Annotated in this window: 15 protein-coding genes and 4 tRNA genes; 16 read left to right on the forward strand and 3 right to left on the reverse strand. The window is 52.0% G+C overall.

Annotated elements, in window-relative coordinates; translation table 11 throughout:
• The first annotated feature begins 98 nt into the window (after positions 1 to 98).
• Positions 99 to 1,235 carry a transmembrane glucosamine N-acetyltransferase NagX gene (gene nagX, locus JQC75_RS04510; protein ID WP_203326284.1) on the forward strand — a complete coding sequence of 379 codons (1,137 nt, stop codon included), beginning with the start codon at positions 99 to 101 and terminating at the stop codon, positions 1,233 to 1,235.
• A gap of 235 nt (positions 1,236 to 1,470) precedes the next feature.
• Positions 1,471 to 2,778 carry an N-acetylglucosamine MFS transporter NagP gene (gene nagP, locus JQC75_RS04515; protein WP_203326285.1) on the forward strand — a complete coding sequence of 436 codons (1,308 nt, stop codon included), beginning with the start codon at positions 1,471 to 1,473 and terminating at the stop codon, positions 2,776 to 2,778.
• Between the two features lie 161 nt (positions 2,779 to 2,939).
• Here nagP and JQC75_RS04520 read toward each other — a convergent pair.
• Both JQC75_RS04520 and JQC75_RS04525 read right to left on the reverse strand, forming a co-directional pair.
• Positions 2,940 to 3,015: transfer RNA gene (locus JQC75_RS04520), tRNA-Thr, on the reverse strand.
• 8 nt (positions 3,016 to 3,023) lie between these two features.
• Positions 3,024 to 3,099, reverse strand: a tRNA-Phe gene (locus JQC75_RS04525).
• A 356-nt stretch (positions 3,100 to 3,455) separates the two neighbouring features.
• Between JQC75_RS04525 and JQC75_RS04530 the strand changes: the two genes are divergently transcribed.
• From JQC75_RS04530 to greA, 3 genes are all read left to right on the forward strand, one after another.
• Positions 3,456 to 4,001 carry a cytochrome b gene (locus JQC75_RS04530; RefSeq protein ID WP_203326286.1) on the forward strand — a complete coding sequence of 182 codons (546 nt, stop codon included), beginning with the start codon at positions 3,456 to 3,458 and terminating at the stop codon, positions 3,999 to 4,001.
• 2 nt (positions 4,002 to 4,003) lie between these two features.
• A complete protein-coding gene (locus JQC75_RS04535) occupies positions 4,004 to 4,576 on the forward strand; it encodes a YceI family protein (protein ID WP_203326287.1) in 573 nt (190 codons plus the stop codon).
• 169 nt (positions 4,577 to 4,745) lie between these two features.
• Positions 4,746 to 5,222 carry a transcription elongation factor GreA gene (gene greA / locus JQC75_RS04540; protein WP_203326288.1) on the forward strand — a complete coding sequence of 159 codons (477 nt, stop codon included), beginning with the start codon at positions 4,746 to 4,748 and terminating at the stop codon, positions 5,220 to 5,222.
• 81 nt (positions 5,223 to 5,303) lie between these two features.
• Here the strand turns inward: greA and yhbY are convergent, their stop codons facing one another.
• Complete coding sequence (yhbY, locus tag JQC75_RS04545; RefSeq protein WP_011759068.1) at positions 5,304 to 5,603, reverse strand: ribosome assembly RNA-binding protein YhbY; 300 nt, start codon at positions 5,601 to 5,603, stop codon at positions 5,304 to 5,306.
• Between the two features lie 89 nt (positions 5,604 to 5,692).
• Here yhbY and rlmE point away from each other — a divergent pair, with 89 nt between their 5' ends.
• The 11 genes from rlmE (at position 5,693) to infB (ending at position 17,002) form a co-directional block, all read left to right on the forward strand.
• On the forward strand, positions 5,693 to 6,322 hold the full coding sequence (gene rlmE / locus JQC75_RS04550; protein ID WP_203326289.1) for a 23S rRNA (uridine(2552)-2'-O)-methyltransferase RlmE: 630 nt from the start codon (positions 5,693 to 5,695) through the stop codon (positions 6,320 to 6,322).
• 45 nt (positions 6,323 to 6,367) lie between these two features.
• A complete protein-coding gene (gene ftsH / locus JQC75_RS04555; protein ID WP_203326290.1) occupies positions 6,368 to 8,320 on the forward strand; it encodes an ATP-dependent zinc metalloprotease FtsH in 1,953 nt (650 codons plus the stop codon).
• A gap of 67 nt (positions 8,321 to 8,387) precedes the next feature.
• Positions 8,388 to 9,227 carry a dihydropteroate synthase gene (gene folP, locus JQC75_RS04560; RefSeq protein WP_203326291.1) on the forward strand — a complete coding sequence of 280 codons (840 nt, stop codon included), beginning with the start codon at positions 8,388 to 8,390 and terminating at the stop codon, positions 9,225 to 9,227.
• Positions 9,228 to 9,290: 63 nt separating this feature from the next.
• Positions 9,291 to 10,628, forward strand: coding sequence for a phosphoglucosamine mutase (glmM, locus tag JQC75_RS04565; protein ID WP_203326292.1), 1,338 nt, complete (start codon positions 9,291 to 9,293; stop codon positions 10,626 to 10,628).
• 169 nt (positions 10,629 to 10,797) lie between these two features.
• Complete coding sequence (gene tpiA / locus JQC75_RS04570) at positions 10,798 to 11,580, forward strand: triose-phosphate isomerase (RefSeq protein ID WP_203326293.1); 783 nt, start codon at positions 10,798 to 10,800, stop codon at positions 11,578 to 11,580.
• A gap of 1 nt (position 11,581) precedes the next feature.
• On the forward strand, positions 11,582 to 11,908 hold the full coding sequence (gene secG / locus JQC75_RS04575) for a preprotein translocase subunit SecG (RefSeq protein ID WP_011759074.1): 327 nt from the start codon (positions 11,582 to 11,584) through the stop codon (positions 11,906 to 11,908).
• Between the two features lie 12 nt (positions 11,909 to 11,920).
• Positions 11,921 to 12,007 (forward strand) — tRNA-Leu (locus tag JQC75_RS04580).
• A gap of 80 nt (positions 12,008 to 12,087) precedes the next feature.
• Positions 12,088 to 12,164: transfer RNA gene (locus tag JQC75_RS04585), tRNA-Met, on the forward strand.
• 170 nt (positions 12,165 to 12,334) lie between these two features.
• Positions 12,335 to 12,790 (forward strand): ribosome maturation factor RimP, encoded by a 456-nt coding sequence (rimP, locus tag JQC75_RS04590; RefSeq protein ID WP_203326294.1) that lies wholly within the window; start codon positions 12,335 to 12,337, stop codon positions 12,788 to 12,790.
• A 27-nt stretch (positions 12,791 to 12,817) separates the two neighbouring features.
• Positions 12,818 to 14,317 (forward strand): transcription termination factor NusA, encoded by a 1,500-nt coding sequence (nusA, locus tag JQC75_RS04595; RefSeq protein WP_203326295.1) that lies wholly within the window; start codon positions 12,818 to 12,820, stop codon positions 14,315 to 14,317.
• 24 nt (positions 14,318 to 14,341) lie between these two features.
• Complete coding sequence (infB, locus tag JQC75_RS04600) at positions 14,342 to 17,002, forward strand: translation initiation factor IF-2 (protein ID WP_203326296.1); 2,661 nt, start codon at positions 14,342 to 14,344, stop codon at positions 17,000 to 17,002.
• Positions 17,003 to 17,013 lie beyond the last annotated feature (11 nt).

Here is a 17,013-nt window from a genome sequence, read left to right on the forward strand (position 1 = left end):
TTACACACCGGCCCTGGTGGAGTTAGCTCCTCCGGGGCCTGTTTTTATCGGTAAAAAACTGAAAGACTGAAAGCATAACAACAATAAAGGATAGAACGATGGGAGCAACGCAGACCAAGGCCGACAAGCCGAGGCTGATGTCACTGGACGCCCTGAGGGGCTTTGACATGTTCTGGATCTTGGGCGGTGAGAAGTTGTTTATTGCGCTCTTTGCCCTGACGGGATGGTCCTTCTGGCAAGCCGCCGATGCCCAGATGCATCACAGCCAGTGGCATGGTTTTGCTTTTTACGATTTGATCTTCCCACTCTTTATCTTCCTCTCCGGTGTAGCCCTGGGGCTGTCACCCAAGCGGCTCGATAAACTGCCGTCTGCCGAGCGCAATCCCATTTATCGCCACGCGGTAAAGCGCTTGTTTTTGCTGTTAGCCCTGGGCGTGCTCTATAACCACGGCTGGGGCGCTGGCATTCCGGCTCATCCAGAAGAGGTGCGTTACGCCAGTGTGCTGGGCCGCATTGCCTTTGCCTGGTTCTTTGCCGCCCTGCTGGTTTGGCATACCAGCCTGCGCACTCAGATAGTGGCCGCCGTGGTGATTTTACTCGGGTACGCAGCGATTCAGCTGTGGCTGCCGGTGCCCGGAGGGCAGGCCGGTGTGCTGACGCCCGCCGGATCCATCAATGCCTGGGTAGATACCCATTTCTTGCCGGGGAGCACCTATCAACATCGCCCTTACGATCCTGAAGGCATTCTCTCGACCCTGCCTGCAATAGTGAATGCGCTGATGGGCGTATTCGTTGGCCGCTTTATTGTGACCCCCCATGCCAAGGGAGATTGGGCAAAGGCGGGCTTATTGGCTGGGGCAGGGATGTTGGCACTGGTGCTTGGCTGGGGCCTTGATGGCGTGCTGCCGGTCAACAAAGATTTGTGGACCTCAAGCTTTGTACTGGTGACCACAGGTTGGAATCTGCTGTTCCTCGCGCTCTTTTATGTGGTGGTGGATTTGCTGGGTGCCAAGCGCCTGGCATTTCCCTTTGTGGTGATTGGAGTGAACTCCATTATTATTTATCTCGCCTCGAGCCTGATGAATTGGGACTACTTCAGCAAGAGTCTTTTTGGTGGATTCATCAATGCCTTACCCATGCCAGCTCAGGCGCTGGCGGCAGCCATTGGATTTTTGCTGGTGCAGTGGGCGCTGCTTTACTGGATGTACCGCAAAGGCATATTCATCCGGATTTAAGTCAATGCTGTTAAGGTGCCTGTGCTGGCAGTTGCCACCATGGCTGAGTCATGCGTGTTTTAATGAAATGACAGCGTTGTCTTTTTGGGCTTTGTGTTTTAACATCGGTGAAACATGGATGGGATGAGTCCGGTTTTTCATAGCTTCTCACCCTATGGAGCGAGTTAAACTTATGAGTTAGCCGATGTCAGCCAGCCTGATATCAGAACATTAATTACTATAAGAAAACAGGCTTATGGAAATGACACTTAAAAGTGAAAGTAAACGTAGCAGCGTTATCCCGATGGCGATTGTCGCGGGACTCTTTTTCATTCTTGGGTTTGCCACCTGGTTAAATGGCTCATTGATGCCTTACCTTAAGCAGATCCTTCAGCTCACCCCGCTTCAAGCTTCACTCATCCTCTTCTCTTTTTACATTGCCGTGACCTTTACCGCACTGCCCTCTGCCTGGGTTATTCGTAAGGTAGGTTATAAATCCGGTATGGCGATGGGGATGGGGATCATGATGATCGCCGGGCTGTTGTTTATCCCTGCGGCGAAGACCCAAATTTTTGCGCTGTTTTTGTTTGCTCAGCTGGTGATGGGCGCGGGGCAAACCTTACTGCAAACTGCCGTGAACCCCTATGTGGTGCGGATTGGCCCTGAAGAGTCAGCTGCAGCACGTGTCAGTGTCATGGGCATCTTGAATAAGGGCGCCGGTGTCATTGCACCTTTGGTATTCACGGCTCTGATCCTGGATTCGTTTAAAGACCGCGTGGGTACAGAGCTTACAGCTGCTCAAATCGATGAAATGGCAAATGGTTTGGTGATCCCCTATCTGGGTATGGCCTTGTTTATCGGTTTCCTCGCCATCTTAGTGAAGAAATCACCACTCCCTGAGTTAGAGAGTGAAGAGCAGGACGAGCAGCACAATACTAAAGGTCAGATTGGTGAAGCACTTTCACATCCGAATCTTGCCCTGGGTGTGGTTGCGCTGTTTTTCTATGTTGCGGTAGAGGTGATTGCCGGTGATACCATAGGTACCTTTGCCCTTTCTTTAGGGGTCGAAAATTACGGTGTGATGACCTCGTATACCATGATCTGTATGGTGGCGGGTTACACCTTAGGTATCTTAACCATCCCTCGATTTATCTCTCAGCCAACGGCACTCATGATCTCTGCCATTCTGGGTGTGCTGCTGACGTTGGGGATCCTGTTTGGCGATAATGAGTCCTATGCTATCGCCAACGCGGTATTGGTTCCCTTTGGCGGTGCAATGCTACCAGATACGCTTTTGATGATCGCATTTCTGGGTTTGGCAAATGCCATCGTATGGCCAGCAGTATGGCCTCTGGCACTGTCAGGTATGGGCAAGCTGACCAGTACCGGTTCAGCGCTGTTGGTGATGGGCATTGCTGGTGGTGCGTTTGGCCCACTGTTTTGGGGTCTTACCAGTCAAGCGTCGTCGCTGGGCCAGCAAGGTGGCTATATGGTGATGTTGCCCTGTTATCTGTTTATCCTGTTCTATGCCGTAAAAGGGCACAAGATGCGTAGCTGGAAGTAACAAGCTACCTGACTGAAGACAGGTAAATGCATTCAAAGGAGGCTCAGGCCTCCTTTTTCATTCCAGAAAATCACGAGGGACCAAAAAGGTGGTACAGGAGGAGTAGATATAAAAGTGGATAAATGAAAAAAGCCACTCAAAGAGTGGCTTTAAACTTTATATGGTGCCGGCACCAAGAGTCGAACTCGGGACCTACTGATTACAAGTCAGTTGCTCTACCAACTGAGCTATGCCGGCCTGAAAGGTGGTGCCCGAACCCGGAATCGAACCAGGGACACGCGGATTTTCAATCCGCTGCTCTACCAACTGAGCTATTCGGGCAACTAAACTGAGCGTTAGTCGTCTACTTCAGACCGGGTTGTTGTGCCCGTCTCGTCTGGAGTGCGCGTATAATATAGCGGTGATTTTTTTCCTGCAAGCGCTTTTTCCTGTGTTTTTGCGCGTCTGGACAGATAATCGCCAAGGCTCACTCAGATGCTGCACCATTGCCGAATTAACCAACAAAATGACGGTGTTGTCACTCTAAAGTTGGCTGGCTTCCCCATTTCGGACACTCAGATACCCAATCCCCTCATATTTCTAAAAAATCGAACCTAATGGGCGATTTTTAGCGATTTTATTATTTGGGGTACCGCTTAAGATGATAACCATTCTCGTTAAATAGTGTGTTGAAGATTATGTGGCGAAATCGTACGTCGGGCTATGGCTGGTTCGCTATTGGAATTCACTGGACGATGGCGGTGCTTATCCTTGGGCTATTTGGGTTGGGGCTTTGGATGGTGGAGCTTAACTATTACAGCCAGTGGTATCGCATCGCGCCGTTTTGGCACAAAGGCTTCGGCGGCGTAGTGTTTGTTTTATTACTTTTGAGGCTGATGATTCGTTTAAGGGATCCGCAGCCACGCGCCTTGGGGGCGGGAGCCGAAGTCAAGTTGGCCAAAGCGGTGCATCTGATGCTTTACCTGCTGCCGTTGGCATTGGTGATAAGTGGTTACCTCATTTCAACAGCCGATGGACGGGCACTGGCGCTTTTTGACCTGATAGTGATTCCTGCCCTTGTGTCTTTCCCGGGACAGGAAGATCTGGCAGGGCAAATCCACAGTGTACTTGCCTGGCTGCTGATAGCCTTGGTGACGGCCCATGCCCTGGCTGCAATTAAACACCATGTTATTGATAAAAATGCCACCTTAATACGTATCCTAAAACCTCAAAAGGAACTCTGAATATGAAAAAGACCCTGCTTTCTGCGCTGTTTGTTTCATCATTGGCTGCTGTTCCAGCATTTGCTGCGGACTATGTGATTGATACTCAGGGCGCGCACGCGTCTATCAATTTTAAAGTGAACCACCTGGGCTATAGTTTTGTGGTGGGGCGTTTTAACGACTTCGGCGGCGAGTTCAGTTTCGATGCCAAGTCACCGGAAACGGCCAACGTAAAGGTAACGGTCAACACCCAAAGCCTCGACTCCAATCACGCCGAGCGTGATAAACATTTAAAGAGTGCCGACTTTATTAATGCAGGTAAGTATCCCGAGGCCGTATTTGAGTCTACCTCTGTAAAGGCGGGTAGCGATGGCACTCTGGTTATCGAGGGCAACTTTACCCTTAACGGTGTGACCAAGCCTCTGACTATAGATGCCGTTGCCATCGGCGAAGGCAGCGATCCCTGGGGCGGCTACCGTGCCGGCTTTACCGGCAGTACCAGCTTTGCCCTCAAGGATTACAACATCAACTACGACCTGGGCCCAGCCTCTACCCATGTGACCCTGGACTTAGTGGTTGAAGGCATTCGTAAATAAATCGCTGAATGCCTTTTAAGACGCCCCGCAAGGGGCGTTTTTCATGGGGAATTGTCGTGCATCGGCCACGGATTTCAGGGTACACTAGCGCCAATTTCACGCATCGTTTTCCTGTGCTGGTAGTTTACCGGCATCAGGTTGCTTTTGTTTTAAGGAGACGAAAGACACTATGAATAAGGTGCCTATGACGGTGGTTGGAGCCGAGCAGCTCCGCAAAGAACTGGATATTTTGAAGTTTGACCGCCGCCCTAAAATCACTGAAGCCATCGCTGCGGCAAGAGAACTTGGCGACCTGAAAGAAAATGCCGAGTATCACGCTGCCCGTGAAGAGCAGGGGATCTGCGAAGCCCGTATCCGTGATATTGAAGGCAAGCTGTCCAATGCCCAAATCATTGATGTCACCAAGATGACCAACAATGGCCGTATCATTTTTGGTGCCACAGTCACTATTCTGAATCTGGACACTGATGCCGAAGTGACCTATCGCATCGTGGGTGACGATGAAGCCAACATCAAAGAAAACCTGATTTCGGTGAACTCACCCATTGCCCGTGGTCTGGTGGGTAAAAACCTCGGGGACGAAGTGAATATCACCACCCCTGCAGGTGTAACCGCTTATGAAGTGGTGGAAGTGCAATATATCTAATAGCTTCCGTTGCCGAACAAACAAAAAAGCCGCTGTTAAGCGGCTTTTTTGTTGATGCTCTTTGTAAGAACGAGCGAAAGATTATCGCGCCTTTGGCAGGGCAATCTTTTGTTCTTCGGACTGGCGATACAGCACCAGCACGTGACCGATAAGCTGGACCTTGGCGGCTTGGGTTTCACGTACAATGGCGTCAACGATGGCGTTTTTCATTTCACGATCGCTGCTGGCCACTTTCACCTTGATAAGTTCATGGTGACTCAGGGCTCCGTCGATTTCAGCCAGCACTCCCTCGGTAAGGCCGTTGGCCCCGAGCAGCACCACCGGCTTTAAATCGTGCGCCAGTCCTTTGAGATGCTGTTTTTGTTTGGTGGTCAGATTCATTTGTACCAACTTTTGCTGAGTTACTGTTGAAAGTTGGGTATTCTACCCTTATATAGCCCTTGTGTAACTCTCATTGTCGCGGATTTTTAATGACAGCTAAAAAACGTTCTGCCAGCTCCACCCGCTGGATGCAGGAGCATTTTGATGATCACTATGTGAAATTGGCACAAAAACGGGGCTTACGCTCCCGTGCCGCCTTCAAGCTCGAAGAATTGCAGGAAAAGGATCATCTGATAAAGCCCGGCATGACGGTGGTGGATTTGGGAGCAGCCCCGGGTGGCTGGTCTCAGGTCGCGGTCAAACTCGTGGGTGATAGGGGTAAGGTGATTGCCTGTGATATCCTGCCCATGGATCCCATAGTTGGCGTGGATTTTCTACAGGGCGACTTCCGGGAAGAAGCTGTGCTCAATGCATTGCTCGACCGGGTGGGCGACGAGAAGGTAGATGTGGTGCTGTCTGATATGGCACCCAATATGAGTGGTTCTGATGGGGTAGATCAGCCCCGAGCCATGTATCTGGTGGAATTAGCACTGGATATGTGTCATCAGGTATTGGCGCCCAATGGCAGCTTTGCCGTAAAAGTCTTTCAGGGGGAGGGCTTTGACGAGTACATGAAAGCGGTCAGAGAGGCGTTTAAGGTCGTTAAGACCCGTAAACCGGACTCATCACGGGCGCGTTCCCGTGAGGTCTATCTGGTGGCGACCGGGTATAAGTTGTAGTACCCTAACGCTTAGCTTCGACAGACTTTAAAGAGGTCTATTAATTTGAGTGATATGGCAAAAAATCTCATTCTCTGGGTCGTCATCGCCGTTGTGCTGATGTCGGTATTCCAGGGTTACTCCCCCTCTTCTTCCTCATCGCAGAAGATGGAATACTCCACGTTCCTCGAAGAAAACAAAGCCGATCAGATCCTGTCGGTTGAATTCAAGAGCGACCAACGCACCATCGAAGGGCAAAAGCGCAGTGGTGAAAAATTTACCACCATCATGCCCATGTACGACCAGGACCTGATCAATGACCTGGTGCGTAAAGGTGTTGTCATCAAAGGGGAAGAAGCGCAGGAATCCAGTTTCCTGACGCAAATCTTCATCTCCTGGTTCCCCATGCTGCTGCTTATCGGCGTGTGGATTTTCTTTATGCGTCAGATGCAGGGCGGCGGCGGAAAAGGCGCTATGTCCTTTGGCAAGAGCAAAGCCAAGCTGATGAGTGAAGATCAGATTAAAACCACCTTCGCCGATGTGGCTGGCTGTGATGAAGCCAAAGAAGAAGTGAAGGAAATGGTGGACTATCTGCGTGACCCTACCAAGTTCCAGAAACTCGGCGGCCGTATTCCAACGGGCGTTCTCATGGTGGGCCCTCCAGGTACGGGTAAGACACTGCTGGCCAAAGCCATTGCCGGTGAAGCCAAGGTGCCTTTCTTTACCATTTCCGGCTCTGACTTCGTGGAAATGTTCGTGGGTGTGGGTGCATCCCGCGTACGCGACATGTTTGACCAGGCAAAGAAATCAGCACCTTGTATCATCTTTATCGACGAAATCGATGCCGTGGGCCGTCAGCGTGGTGCTGGCCTCGGTGGTGGTCACGATGAACGTGAGCAAACCCTGAACCAGATGCTGGTGGAGATGGATGGTTTTGAAGGTAACGAAGGTATTATCGTTATTGCTGCCACCAACCGTCCTGACGTGCTCGATGCTGCGCTCTTGCGTCCCGGTCGTTTTGACCGTCAGGTCGTAGTGGGTCTGCCCGATGTTCGCGGTCGTGAGCAAATCCTCAAAGTGCATATGCGCAAAGTGCCATTGGCCGAAGATGTAAAAGCCAGTGTGATTGCCCGTGGTACGCCGGGTTTCTCCGGTGCTGACCTTGCCAACCTGGTAAACGAAGCCGCCCTCTTTGCCGCCCGTGGTAACCGCCGCGTGGTCAGTATGGAAGAGTTTGAGCGCGCCAAAGACAAGATCATGATGGGCGCCGAGCGCCGCTCCATGGTGATGTCGGAAGCCGAAAAGGAAATGACCGCCTATCACGAAGCCGGCCATGCCATTGTGGGTTATCTGGTTCCCGAGCACGACCCTGTGCACAAGGTCACCATTATTCCCCGTGGCCGAGCCTTGGGTGTGACTTTCTTCCTGCCTGAGGCCGATGCCATTAGTCAGAGTCGTCGTAAGCTTGAGAGTAAAATCTCGGTTGCCTATGGCGGTCGTCTTGCTGAAGAGCTGATTTATGGTAGCGAGCAGGTATCGACCGGTGCTTCCCAGGACATCAAGTATGCGACCTCCATTGCCCGTAACATGGTGACCCAATGGGGCTTCTCTGAGAAGCTTGGTCCGCTGCTTTATGCCGATGAAGAAGGCGAAGTGTTCCTGGGTCGCTCCATGGCCAAGGCCAAGCATATGTCAGAAGAAACCGCAGCACTGATTGATGCCGAAGTGAAGGTTATCATTGACCGTAACTACGAGCGCGCCAATCAATTGCTGGTGGATAACATGGACATATTGCATGCCATGAAAGACGCGCTGATGAAGTACGAAACCATCGACTCACGTCAGATTGAAGATTTGATGGAGCGCCGTGAAGTTCGTCTGCCTGCCGATTGGCAAAAGGATGAACAAAATGGTGATAAAGGTGACAAGGGTAATAAGGGTGTAGAAGCTGCAGCAGATGAAGCTGACCCTGCAGAGCCAACCGACCTGAACCCCGACGAACCTGTCACCAAGCATTGATAGCGCATCGCGAGTGATGTTACAGAGAAGACCCCGAATCCGGGGTTTTCTTGTTTAAGGAGTGCCTGTGTTTACACTGACTGCCAGAGATAAAACCCTCGACCTTAGTCGCCCTGTGGTGATGGGGATTTTGAATGTGACCCCGGATTCGTTTTCCGACGGAGGCAGATTTGCCGCGTTGGAGAGCGCCTGTGAACACGCCGACCAACTGGTCACAGAAGGTGCTGCCATCATTGATATAGGTGGTGAGTCTACCCGTCCGGGCGCGGCCGAGGTGTCGCTGGATGAAGAGTTAAACCGCGTCATCCCACTGGTGGAGTATGTGAGCAAGACCCATGACGTGTGGGTCTCTGTGGATACCAGTAAAGCCGGTGTTATGCGCGAAGCAGCAAAGGCTGGTGCCCATATCATTAATGACGTGCGTGCTCTGCAGGAGCCGGGAGCGCTCGACGTTGCTGCTGAAACCGGGTTACCTGTGTGTTTGATGCATATGCAGGGACAGCCCCGCACCATGCAGCAAAGTCCACTGTATGACAATTTGATGGATGATGTGTGTACGTTTTTTGAACATCGAATTGCGGCTTGTGTTGACGCGGGGATCCCACAGGCGCAGATTATCCTTGATCCCGGTTTTGGATTCGGTAAAACGCTGTCGCACAATTATGAGCTGCTCGCCCGATTTGCAGAGTTTGAGCGATTTGGTTTACCGCTGCTGGCAGGCTTGTCCCGAAAGAGCATGTTTGGCAATTTACTCGGTCGCGATGCGACCTCTCGCCTCGCTGGCAGCCTTGCGGGCGCCTTATTGTCGGCGCAGCAGGGCGCAAACATTATCAGGATGCATGATGTCGCACAGACGATAGATGTCCTCAAGGTACTTGAGGCCACCCGGGAATACAAACACCTGTAATGGTATTGATACAGGGACCTATAGACGCCCCTTTGGGGAGCGTGGAAGTGAATGGGGTAGAGAGTGTCACAACGTAAATTTTTTGGAACTGATGGGATCCGCGGTAAAGTGGGTGCGGATCAAATGACGCCCGAACTGGCATTGAAGCTGGGTTGGGCCGCAGGCCGCGTACTGGCAAGAACCGGTACCAAAAAAGTCATCATCGGCAAAGATACCCGTATCTCGGGGTATATGTTTGAGTCTGCTTTGGAGGCGGGCTTTTCTTCCGCGGGGCTTAATGTGCTGTTAATGGGGCCCATGCCAACGCCCGCGGTGGCTTATCTTACCCGTACTTTCCGCGCTGAGGCTGGTGTCGTTATCAGCGCCTCCCATAATCCGTATTACGACAACGGCATCAAATTCTTTTCCAGTGATGGCAGTAAGCTGGATGATGACATCGAGCTTGCCATTGAAGCGGAACTGGAAAAGCCACTCATCTGCGCCGAGTCCCAGTTCCTCGGCAAAGTATCCCGCATCGACGATGCCCGGGGTCGTTATATCGAATACTGCAAAGGAAACTTCCCGGCAGACCAAACCTTGAGTGGTCTCAAAATCGTGGTTGATTGTGCCCATGGTGCAACTTACCACATTGCCCCTGCCGTATTCCGAGAGCTGGGGGCAGAGGTTGTTGCAATAGGCATTGAGCCCAACGGCATGAACATCAACGATAAGTGTGGCGCCACCTCCATGGCGGCCATTCGTGATAAGGTGCTGGAAGTTAAGGCTGACTTGGGTATTGCCCTGGATGGCGACGGCGACCGCATCATGATGGTAACCCGCGATGGTGACATTGTTGATGGCGACCAGATCCTTTATGTACTGGCGTTGGATGCCAAAGAGCGAGGCGTGCTAAAGGGCGGTGTTGTTGGCACACAAATGGCTAATCTCGGCCTTGAATTGGCTTTAAAGGAAGAAGGTATTCCCTTTGCCCGTTCCAAGGTGGGCGACCGTTATGTGATGGAGCTTCTTAAGGAGCTGGGATGGCGCATAGGTGGGGAAAATTCCGGCCATATTCTCAATCTTGATCACGGTACTACAGGTGATGGCATCGTCGCCGGTATTCTTGTGCTTGCGGCGATGCGCCGAAGCGGTAAAGACCTCAAAGAGATGATTGCCAATCTCAAGATGTTCCCGCAGATCCTTGTGAATGTCCGCTTTGAAGGCGATAGAAATCCGCTGGAGGCGGAAAGCGTCACCGCCAAGGTGGAAGAAGTTGAGGGTGAGCTCGGTGAGCGTGGCCGGGTTTTGCTGCGTAAATCCGGCACAGAGCCGCTGCTGCGGGTGATGGTTGAGGGCGAAGATAAAGAGACGGTGACCCGTCTCGCCACTGCGATTGCCGATGCGGTAAAAGCGGCGTCTTGAAAGCGTTAATGTATAAATTTTAGTAAGTTAGCGCGCATTTTAAGCGAAAACAGGCTCGCTGGAATAAAAAAGCAACAGTCGGGCCTGTTTTTGCCAAAAAGTCGAAAATAGGTGTTGTAACTTAAAACGCGGTTCGCTATTATTCGCTCCGCTTTCAGAGGAGATGGAGATGGCACTCAGACGTCCAATGGTAGCAGGCAACTGGAAGATGAATGGCAGCTCAGCGCTGGCACAGGAACTCTTCAAAAAGTTTGCCGTTAAGCTCCAAAACGATTCAGCGGAAGTGGTCTTGTGTCCGCCGGCAATTTACCTCGAGAGCGTCAGGCAGTTGCTCGAAGCGAATAAAGAAGCCCTAAACGGTTGCTTGGTTCGTATGGGGGCTCAAAATTTGAGTCAACATGACTTCGGTGCTTACACCGGTGAAATTTCCGGGCAGATGCTAAAAGATTCCGGATGCCGATATGTGATTGTCGGACATTCAGAGCGGCGAAGAATGTATGGTGAAACCAGCGACATAGTCGCAGAAAAGTTTGCCGCCGCCCAAAAGCACGGTTTGACCCCAATACTCTGTGTTGGTGAGTCAGGTCCCGCTCGTGAAGCTAGAAGAACCTTTGAGGTGATAGCTGAAGAGTTGGATGTGGTTATCGAAAAGAACGGTACCATGGCTTTTGATAACGCCATTATCGCCTACGAGCCGCTTTGGGCAGTAGGGACAGGTAAAAGCGCTACACCAGAGCAAGCCCAGGAAGTTCATGCGTTTATTCGCAGAAGGCTCTCTGAAGTTTCCCCCTTTATCGGGGAGAATGTCAGGATTCTGTATGGCGGAAGTGTAACGCCAAGCAATGCGGCAGATTTATTTGCCCAACCTGATGTTGACGGTGGACTGATTGGCGGAGCCAGTTTAAACTCGACCGAGTTTTTAACTCTGTGTTCCATAGCAATGAGCGCATAATATGTACGAAGTACTGATAGTTATCTACTTGTTGGTTGCTCTGGGTCTGATTGGCCTGGTTCTCATCCAGCAAGGTAAAGGGGCCGACATGGGAGCGTCATTTGGCGCAGGCGCATCAGGCACCCTGTTTGGTTCAAGTGGTTCAGGCAACTTCCTGACCCGCTCCACTGCAATCCTGGCTGTGGCGTTTTTCACTCTGAGCCTGATCATTGGCAACCTGAGTGCAAACCACATCAAACAGGAAGATAAGTGGAACAATATCGGTTCTGAGCCTACTGCAGAGGAAGTTCAGCAAACCGAAAAGTCAGAGACCAAAATTCCTGACTAAGAAGCAAGATTAGCCGAGGTGGTGAAATTGGTAGACGCGCAGCCTTGAGGTGGCTGTGTCCTAACGGACGTGCGGGTTCAAGTCCCGCTCTCGGCACCAATTAAAATGATTGAAACCAGGTTAAACCGGTAGCAGTCATTGCAAGTAAGTTGCTAAGTCAATATACTTGCAGCAGTTGACGCGGGGTGGAGCAGCATGGTAGCTCGTCGGGCTCATAACCCGAAGGTCGTCGGTTCAAATCCGGCCCCCGCAACCAGCTCCCAGTTTCGAATTTAAGGAAGAATTCGCTACTGTAAACAGGTTCTTATAAGCAATGGCCTCGTTATTACGGGGTTTTTTGTTATATGGACTTTCAGATCCACCGCAGCTCTTTGCGGTACAGTTACTGGGGCTTTATAGCCCTTTTTTGTTTTTTCGGGGGTCACTTTGGCGACATTGGAAACCAGACTGGCAGAAATGCTGACACCGGCTGTCGAAGCCGCTGGCTATGTGGTGTGGGGCATTGAGTACGTGCAGGCAGGAAAACATTCCATCCTGCGTGTTTATATCGACAGCGAGCAGGGTATTTCCGTTGACGACTGTGCAGAAGCCAGTCGCCAGATCAGTGCAATCCTCGATGTGGAAGACCCAATTTCCAACGAATACACTCTCGAAGTGTCTTCACCCGGGCTGGACAGACCGCTGTTCAATGCAGCCCAATACGCCCGATACGTGGGCGAAGATGTAAAAGTACAACTGACCATGCCTGTTGAAGGCAGTCGGAACTTGAAAGGTGTTATCGACAAGGTTGAAGGCCAGATGCTGACCATCAAAGTCGATGGCAAGACATTGGTCGTTGCCCTGGACAATATCCGCAAAGGCAACATTATTGCGAAGTTTTGATGGTTTCAAGGTGAACGAGGCAAGACGATGAATAAAGAGATTCTGCTGGTCGCTGAAGCGGTTTCAAACGAGAAAGCCGTTCCGCGTGAAAAGATTTTCGAGGCGCTGGAGACAGCTCTGGCCACGGCAACCAAGAAAAAGTACGAAGGTGATATCGACGTTCGTGTGGCCATCGATCGCAAGACCGGTGACTACGAAACGTTCCGCCGCTGGATGGTGGTAGAGGATAACGGCGAAGCGCTGGAAAACCCCTACCGCGAGATCACGCTCGAAGCTGCCCAATATGAAAATCCTGAAATTCAGGTGGGTGAGTTTATCGAGGATGAGATCGAGTCAGTGGTATTTGACCGTATCACTACCCAAACAGCCAAGCAGGTTATCGTGCAAAAAGTGCGCGAGGCCGAACGAGCTCAGGTAGTTGAACAGTTTTACGATAAAGAAGGCGAAATCATCACTGGTGTGGTGAAGAAGAGCAATCGTGACAGTGTGATTGTTGACCTTGGCAATAACGCCGATGGCGTGTTGTACAAAGAAGACCTGATTGCCCGCGAATCTTTCCGTCCAGGCGACCGAGTTCGTGCACTGCTGTACGCAGTACGTCCAGAGGCCCGTGGTGCTCAGCTGTATCTGACCCGCACCAAGCCTGAAATGTTGATTGAGCTCTTCCGCGTTGAAGTGCCTGAAATCGCAGACGAGATGATCCAGGTAATGGGCGCTGCACGCGATCCCGGCAGCCGTGCCAAGATTGCAGTGAAGTCCAACGACCGCCGCATCGATCCTATCGGTGCCTGTGTGGGTATGCGTGGTGCACGTGTTCAGGCCGTATCTAACGAGCTCGGTGGCGAGCGTGTGGATATCGTGCTGTGGGACGATAATCCGGCGCAGTTTGTAATCAACGCAATGGCACCTGCTGATGTGGCTTCTATCATCGTGGATGAAGATAACCACTCAATGGATATCGCCGTTGAAGCCGATTCTCTGGCCCAGGCCATTGGCCGTAATGGCCAGAACGTTCGTTTGGCTACTCAGCTGACTGGTTGGGAGCTGAACGTAATGACAGTGGCAGACATGAATGCCAAGCACCAGGCCGAAAGTGCCAAAGTGGTTGCGCTGTTTATGGCGTCACTGGATGTAGATGAAGATTTTGCTCAGGTGCTGGCCGATGAAGGCTTCACCTCACTGGAAGAAGTGGCTTATGTGCCGGTTGCTGAATTGTTGGCAATCGATGGCTTTGACGAGGACATCGTTGAAGCCTTGCGTGAGCGCGCCAAAGCGGCCATTTCTACCCGTGCGTTGGCGTCTGAAGAGGCGCTTGACGGTGCAGAGCCGAGTGAAGAATTGCTGAATCTTGACGGAATGGAGCGCCACCTCGCGTTTGTGCTTGCAAGCCGTGGTGTAGTGACGCTGGAAGATTTGGCCGAACAAGGCATTGATGATTTGATCGAAATAGAAGAATTGACAGAAGAGAAAGCCGGTGCGCTGATCATGGCTGCCCGTAACATCTGTTGGTTTGGCGAAGAGTCTTAAGTCGATCAACAGGGGAGGTAACCTATGACGGAAATTACGGTAGAGAAACTAGCCACAGAAGTCGGTAAAACTGTTGATAGACTGATAGAACAGTTTGGCCAGGCCGGTATCAAAAAGGCTAAAGCTGACACTGTGTCTGAATCTGAAAAGCAGCAACTGCTGGACTTTTTGAAGAAACAGCACGGCGGTGATGCTCAGCCAACCAAGATGACACTGCAGCGTAAGACAGTGTCTACACTGAGCGTGTCCAGCGGTGGCGGCCAGTCTAAAGATGTAAAAGTTGAAGTGCGTAAAAAGCGTACTTTTGTGAAGCGTGACGGCAACGAAGCTGCCCTGAAGGCTGAAGAAGAAGCCCGTGCTCAGGCAGAAGCCGAAGCTAAGGCCAAAGCCGAAGCAGAAGCCAAGGCTAGAGCGGAAGCCGAAGCCAAGGCCAAAGCTGAAGCTGAAGCCAAAGCCAAAGCAAAAGCCAAGGCGGAAGCCGAAGCCAAAGCAAAAGCCAGCGCAAGTGCCGCCAAAGAGCAGCCAAAGCCAGTTGAGTCTGAAGAGGCCAAGGCTGAAGCTGCCCGCCTGAAGGCTCAGCAGGAAGAAGCTGCCAAGAGCAAGGCTGCTCAGGAAGAAGCCGCTGCCAAAGAAAAAGCGCGTTTGCTGGCTGAAGAGAATGCGGCTCGTTGGGCTGAAGAAGAGCGTCGTCGTCTTGAGGCCGAGCGTTACGGCGATCACCATGTGACTACGTCCAAGGTAGCCCGTGCTGCCGAAGACAGCGCCGACCTGGACGATGAAAAACGCGGCCGTCGCAACCGCAACAAGACTCAGACCAAGAGCAAGCGTGGTGGTAAAGACGCACGCGAAGGTCGTGAGAAGCACATGAAGTACAAGAGCACTCCCGAGTCCATGGCTCACGGCTTTAACAAGCCTGTGGCAGCTGTGACCCGTGACGTGCGTATCGGTGAGACTGTGACTGTGGCCGAACTGGCACAGAAGATGGCAGTCAAAGCCACCGAGATCATCAAAGCGATGATGAAGATGGGCTCCATGGTGACCATCAACCAGGTACTGGATCAGGAAACTGCCCAGCTGGTTGCCGAGGAAATGGGCCACAAGGTTGTACTGCTGCGTGAAAACGAGCTGGAGCATCAGGTTCTGGCAGATCGTGATGACGAAAGCACCACCAAGCTTGAGCCTCGTGCACCTGTTGTTACCATCATGGGTCACGTTGACCACGGTAAGACCTCGCTGCTGGACTACATCCGTCGCACCAAGGTAGCGGCCGGTGAAGCCGGTGGTATTACCCAGCACATCGGTGCCTACCACGTAGAAACCGATAACGGCATGATCACCTTCCTGGATACCCCAGGTCACGCGGCCTTTACCGCCATGCGTGCCCGTGGTGCCAAGGCAACTGACATCGTTATTCTGGTAGTGGCCGCCGACGACGGCGTAATGCCACAGACCATCGAAGCTATCCAGCACGCCAAGGCCGGTAACGTGCCTTTGATTGTGGCTGTGAACAAGATGGACAAGCCAGAAGCCGATATCGACCGCGTGAAGAACGAACTGTCTCAGCATGGCGTTATGTCAGAAGACTGGGGCGGCGAGAACATGTTCTGTTACGTGTCTGCCAAGACTGGTCAGGGCGTTGATGAACTGCTGGAAGCTATCCTGCTTCAGGCTGAAGTTCTGGAACTCAAAGCCGTGCGTGATGGTATGGCTGCCGGTGTGGTTATCGAATCCCAGCTCGACAAGGGCCGTGGACCGGTAGCGACTGTACTGGTTCAGGAAGGTACTCTGCGTCAGGGCGACATCGTTCTGTGTGGTCTTGAGTACGGTAAAATCCGTGCCATGAAAGACGAAAATGGTCGACCTATTCTGGAAGCCGGCCCGTCTATTCCTGTGGAGATCCTCGGTCTGTCAGGCGTGCCTTCAGCCGGTGACGAAGCGACAGTGGTTCGCGACGAGCGTAAAGCCCGTGAAGTGGCCCTGTACCGTCAAGGCAAGTTCCGTGATGTGAAACTGGCGCGTCAGCAGAAGTCCAAGCTCGAGAACATGTTCGCCAACATGACTGAAGGCGAAGTACAAGAGCTGAACATTGTCCTCAAGGCCGACGTTCAGGGTTCTCTGGAAGCGATTTCCGACTCGCTGCGTAAGCTGTCTACTGATGAAGTGAAGGTGAACATCATCGCTTCTGGTGTAGGTGCGCTGACCGAAACCGACGCCACTCTGGCAGCGGCTTCCAACGCCATCATGGTTGGCTTTAACGTGCGTGCCGATGCTCAGGCCCGTAAGACTATCGAATCTGAAGCCGTTGATCTGCGCTACTACAGCGTGATCTACGACCTGATTGACGAAGTGAAGTCTGCCATGAGCGGTATGCTGTCACCTGAGTTCAAGCAGCAGATCATCGGTCTGGCTGAAGTACGTGACGTGTTCAAGTCGCCTAAGCTTGGCGCTATCGCCGGCTGTATGGTGATTGAAGGTATCGTGAAGCGCAGCGCGCCAATCCGTGTACTGCGTGACAACGTGGTAATCTACGAAGGTGAGCTGGAGTCTCTGCGCCGCTTCAAGGACGACGTGAACGAAGTCCGCAACGGCATGGAGTGTGGTATCGGCGTTAAGAACTACAATGATGTTCGCGTAGGCGATCAAATTGAAGTGTTCGAAACTATCGAAGTCGCACGGACACTCTAACAACCAAAAAG

It is taken from the genome of Shewanella litorisediminis (assembly GCF_016834455.1).
GTDB lineage: Bacteria > Pseudomonadota > Gammaproteobacteria > Enterobacterales > Shewanellaceae > Shewanella > Shewanella litorisediminis.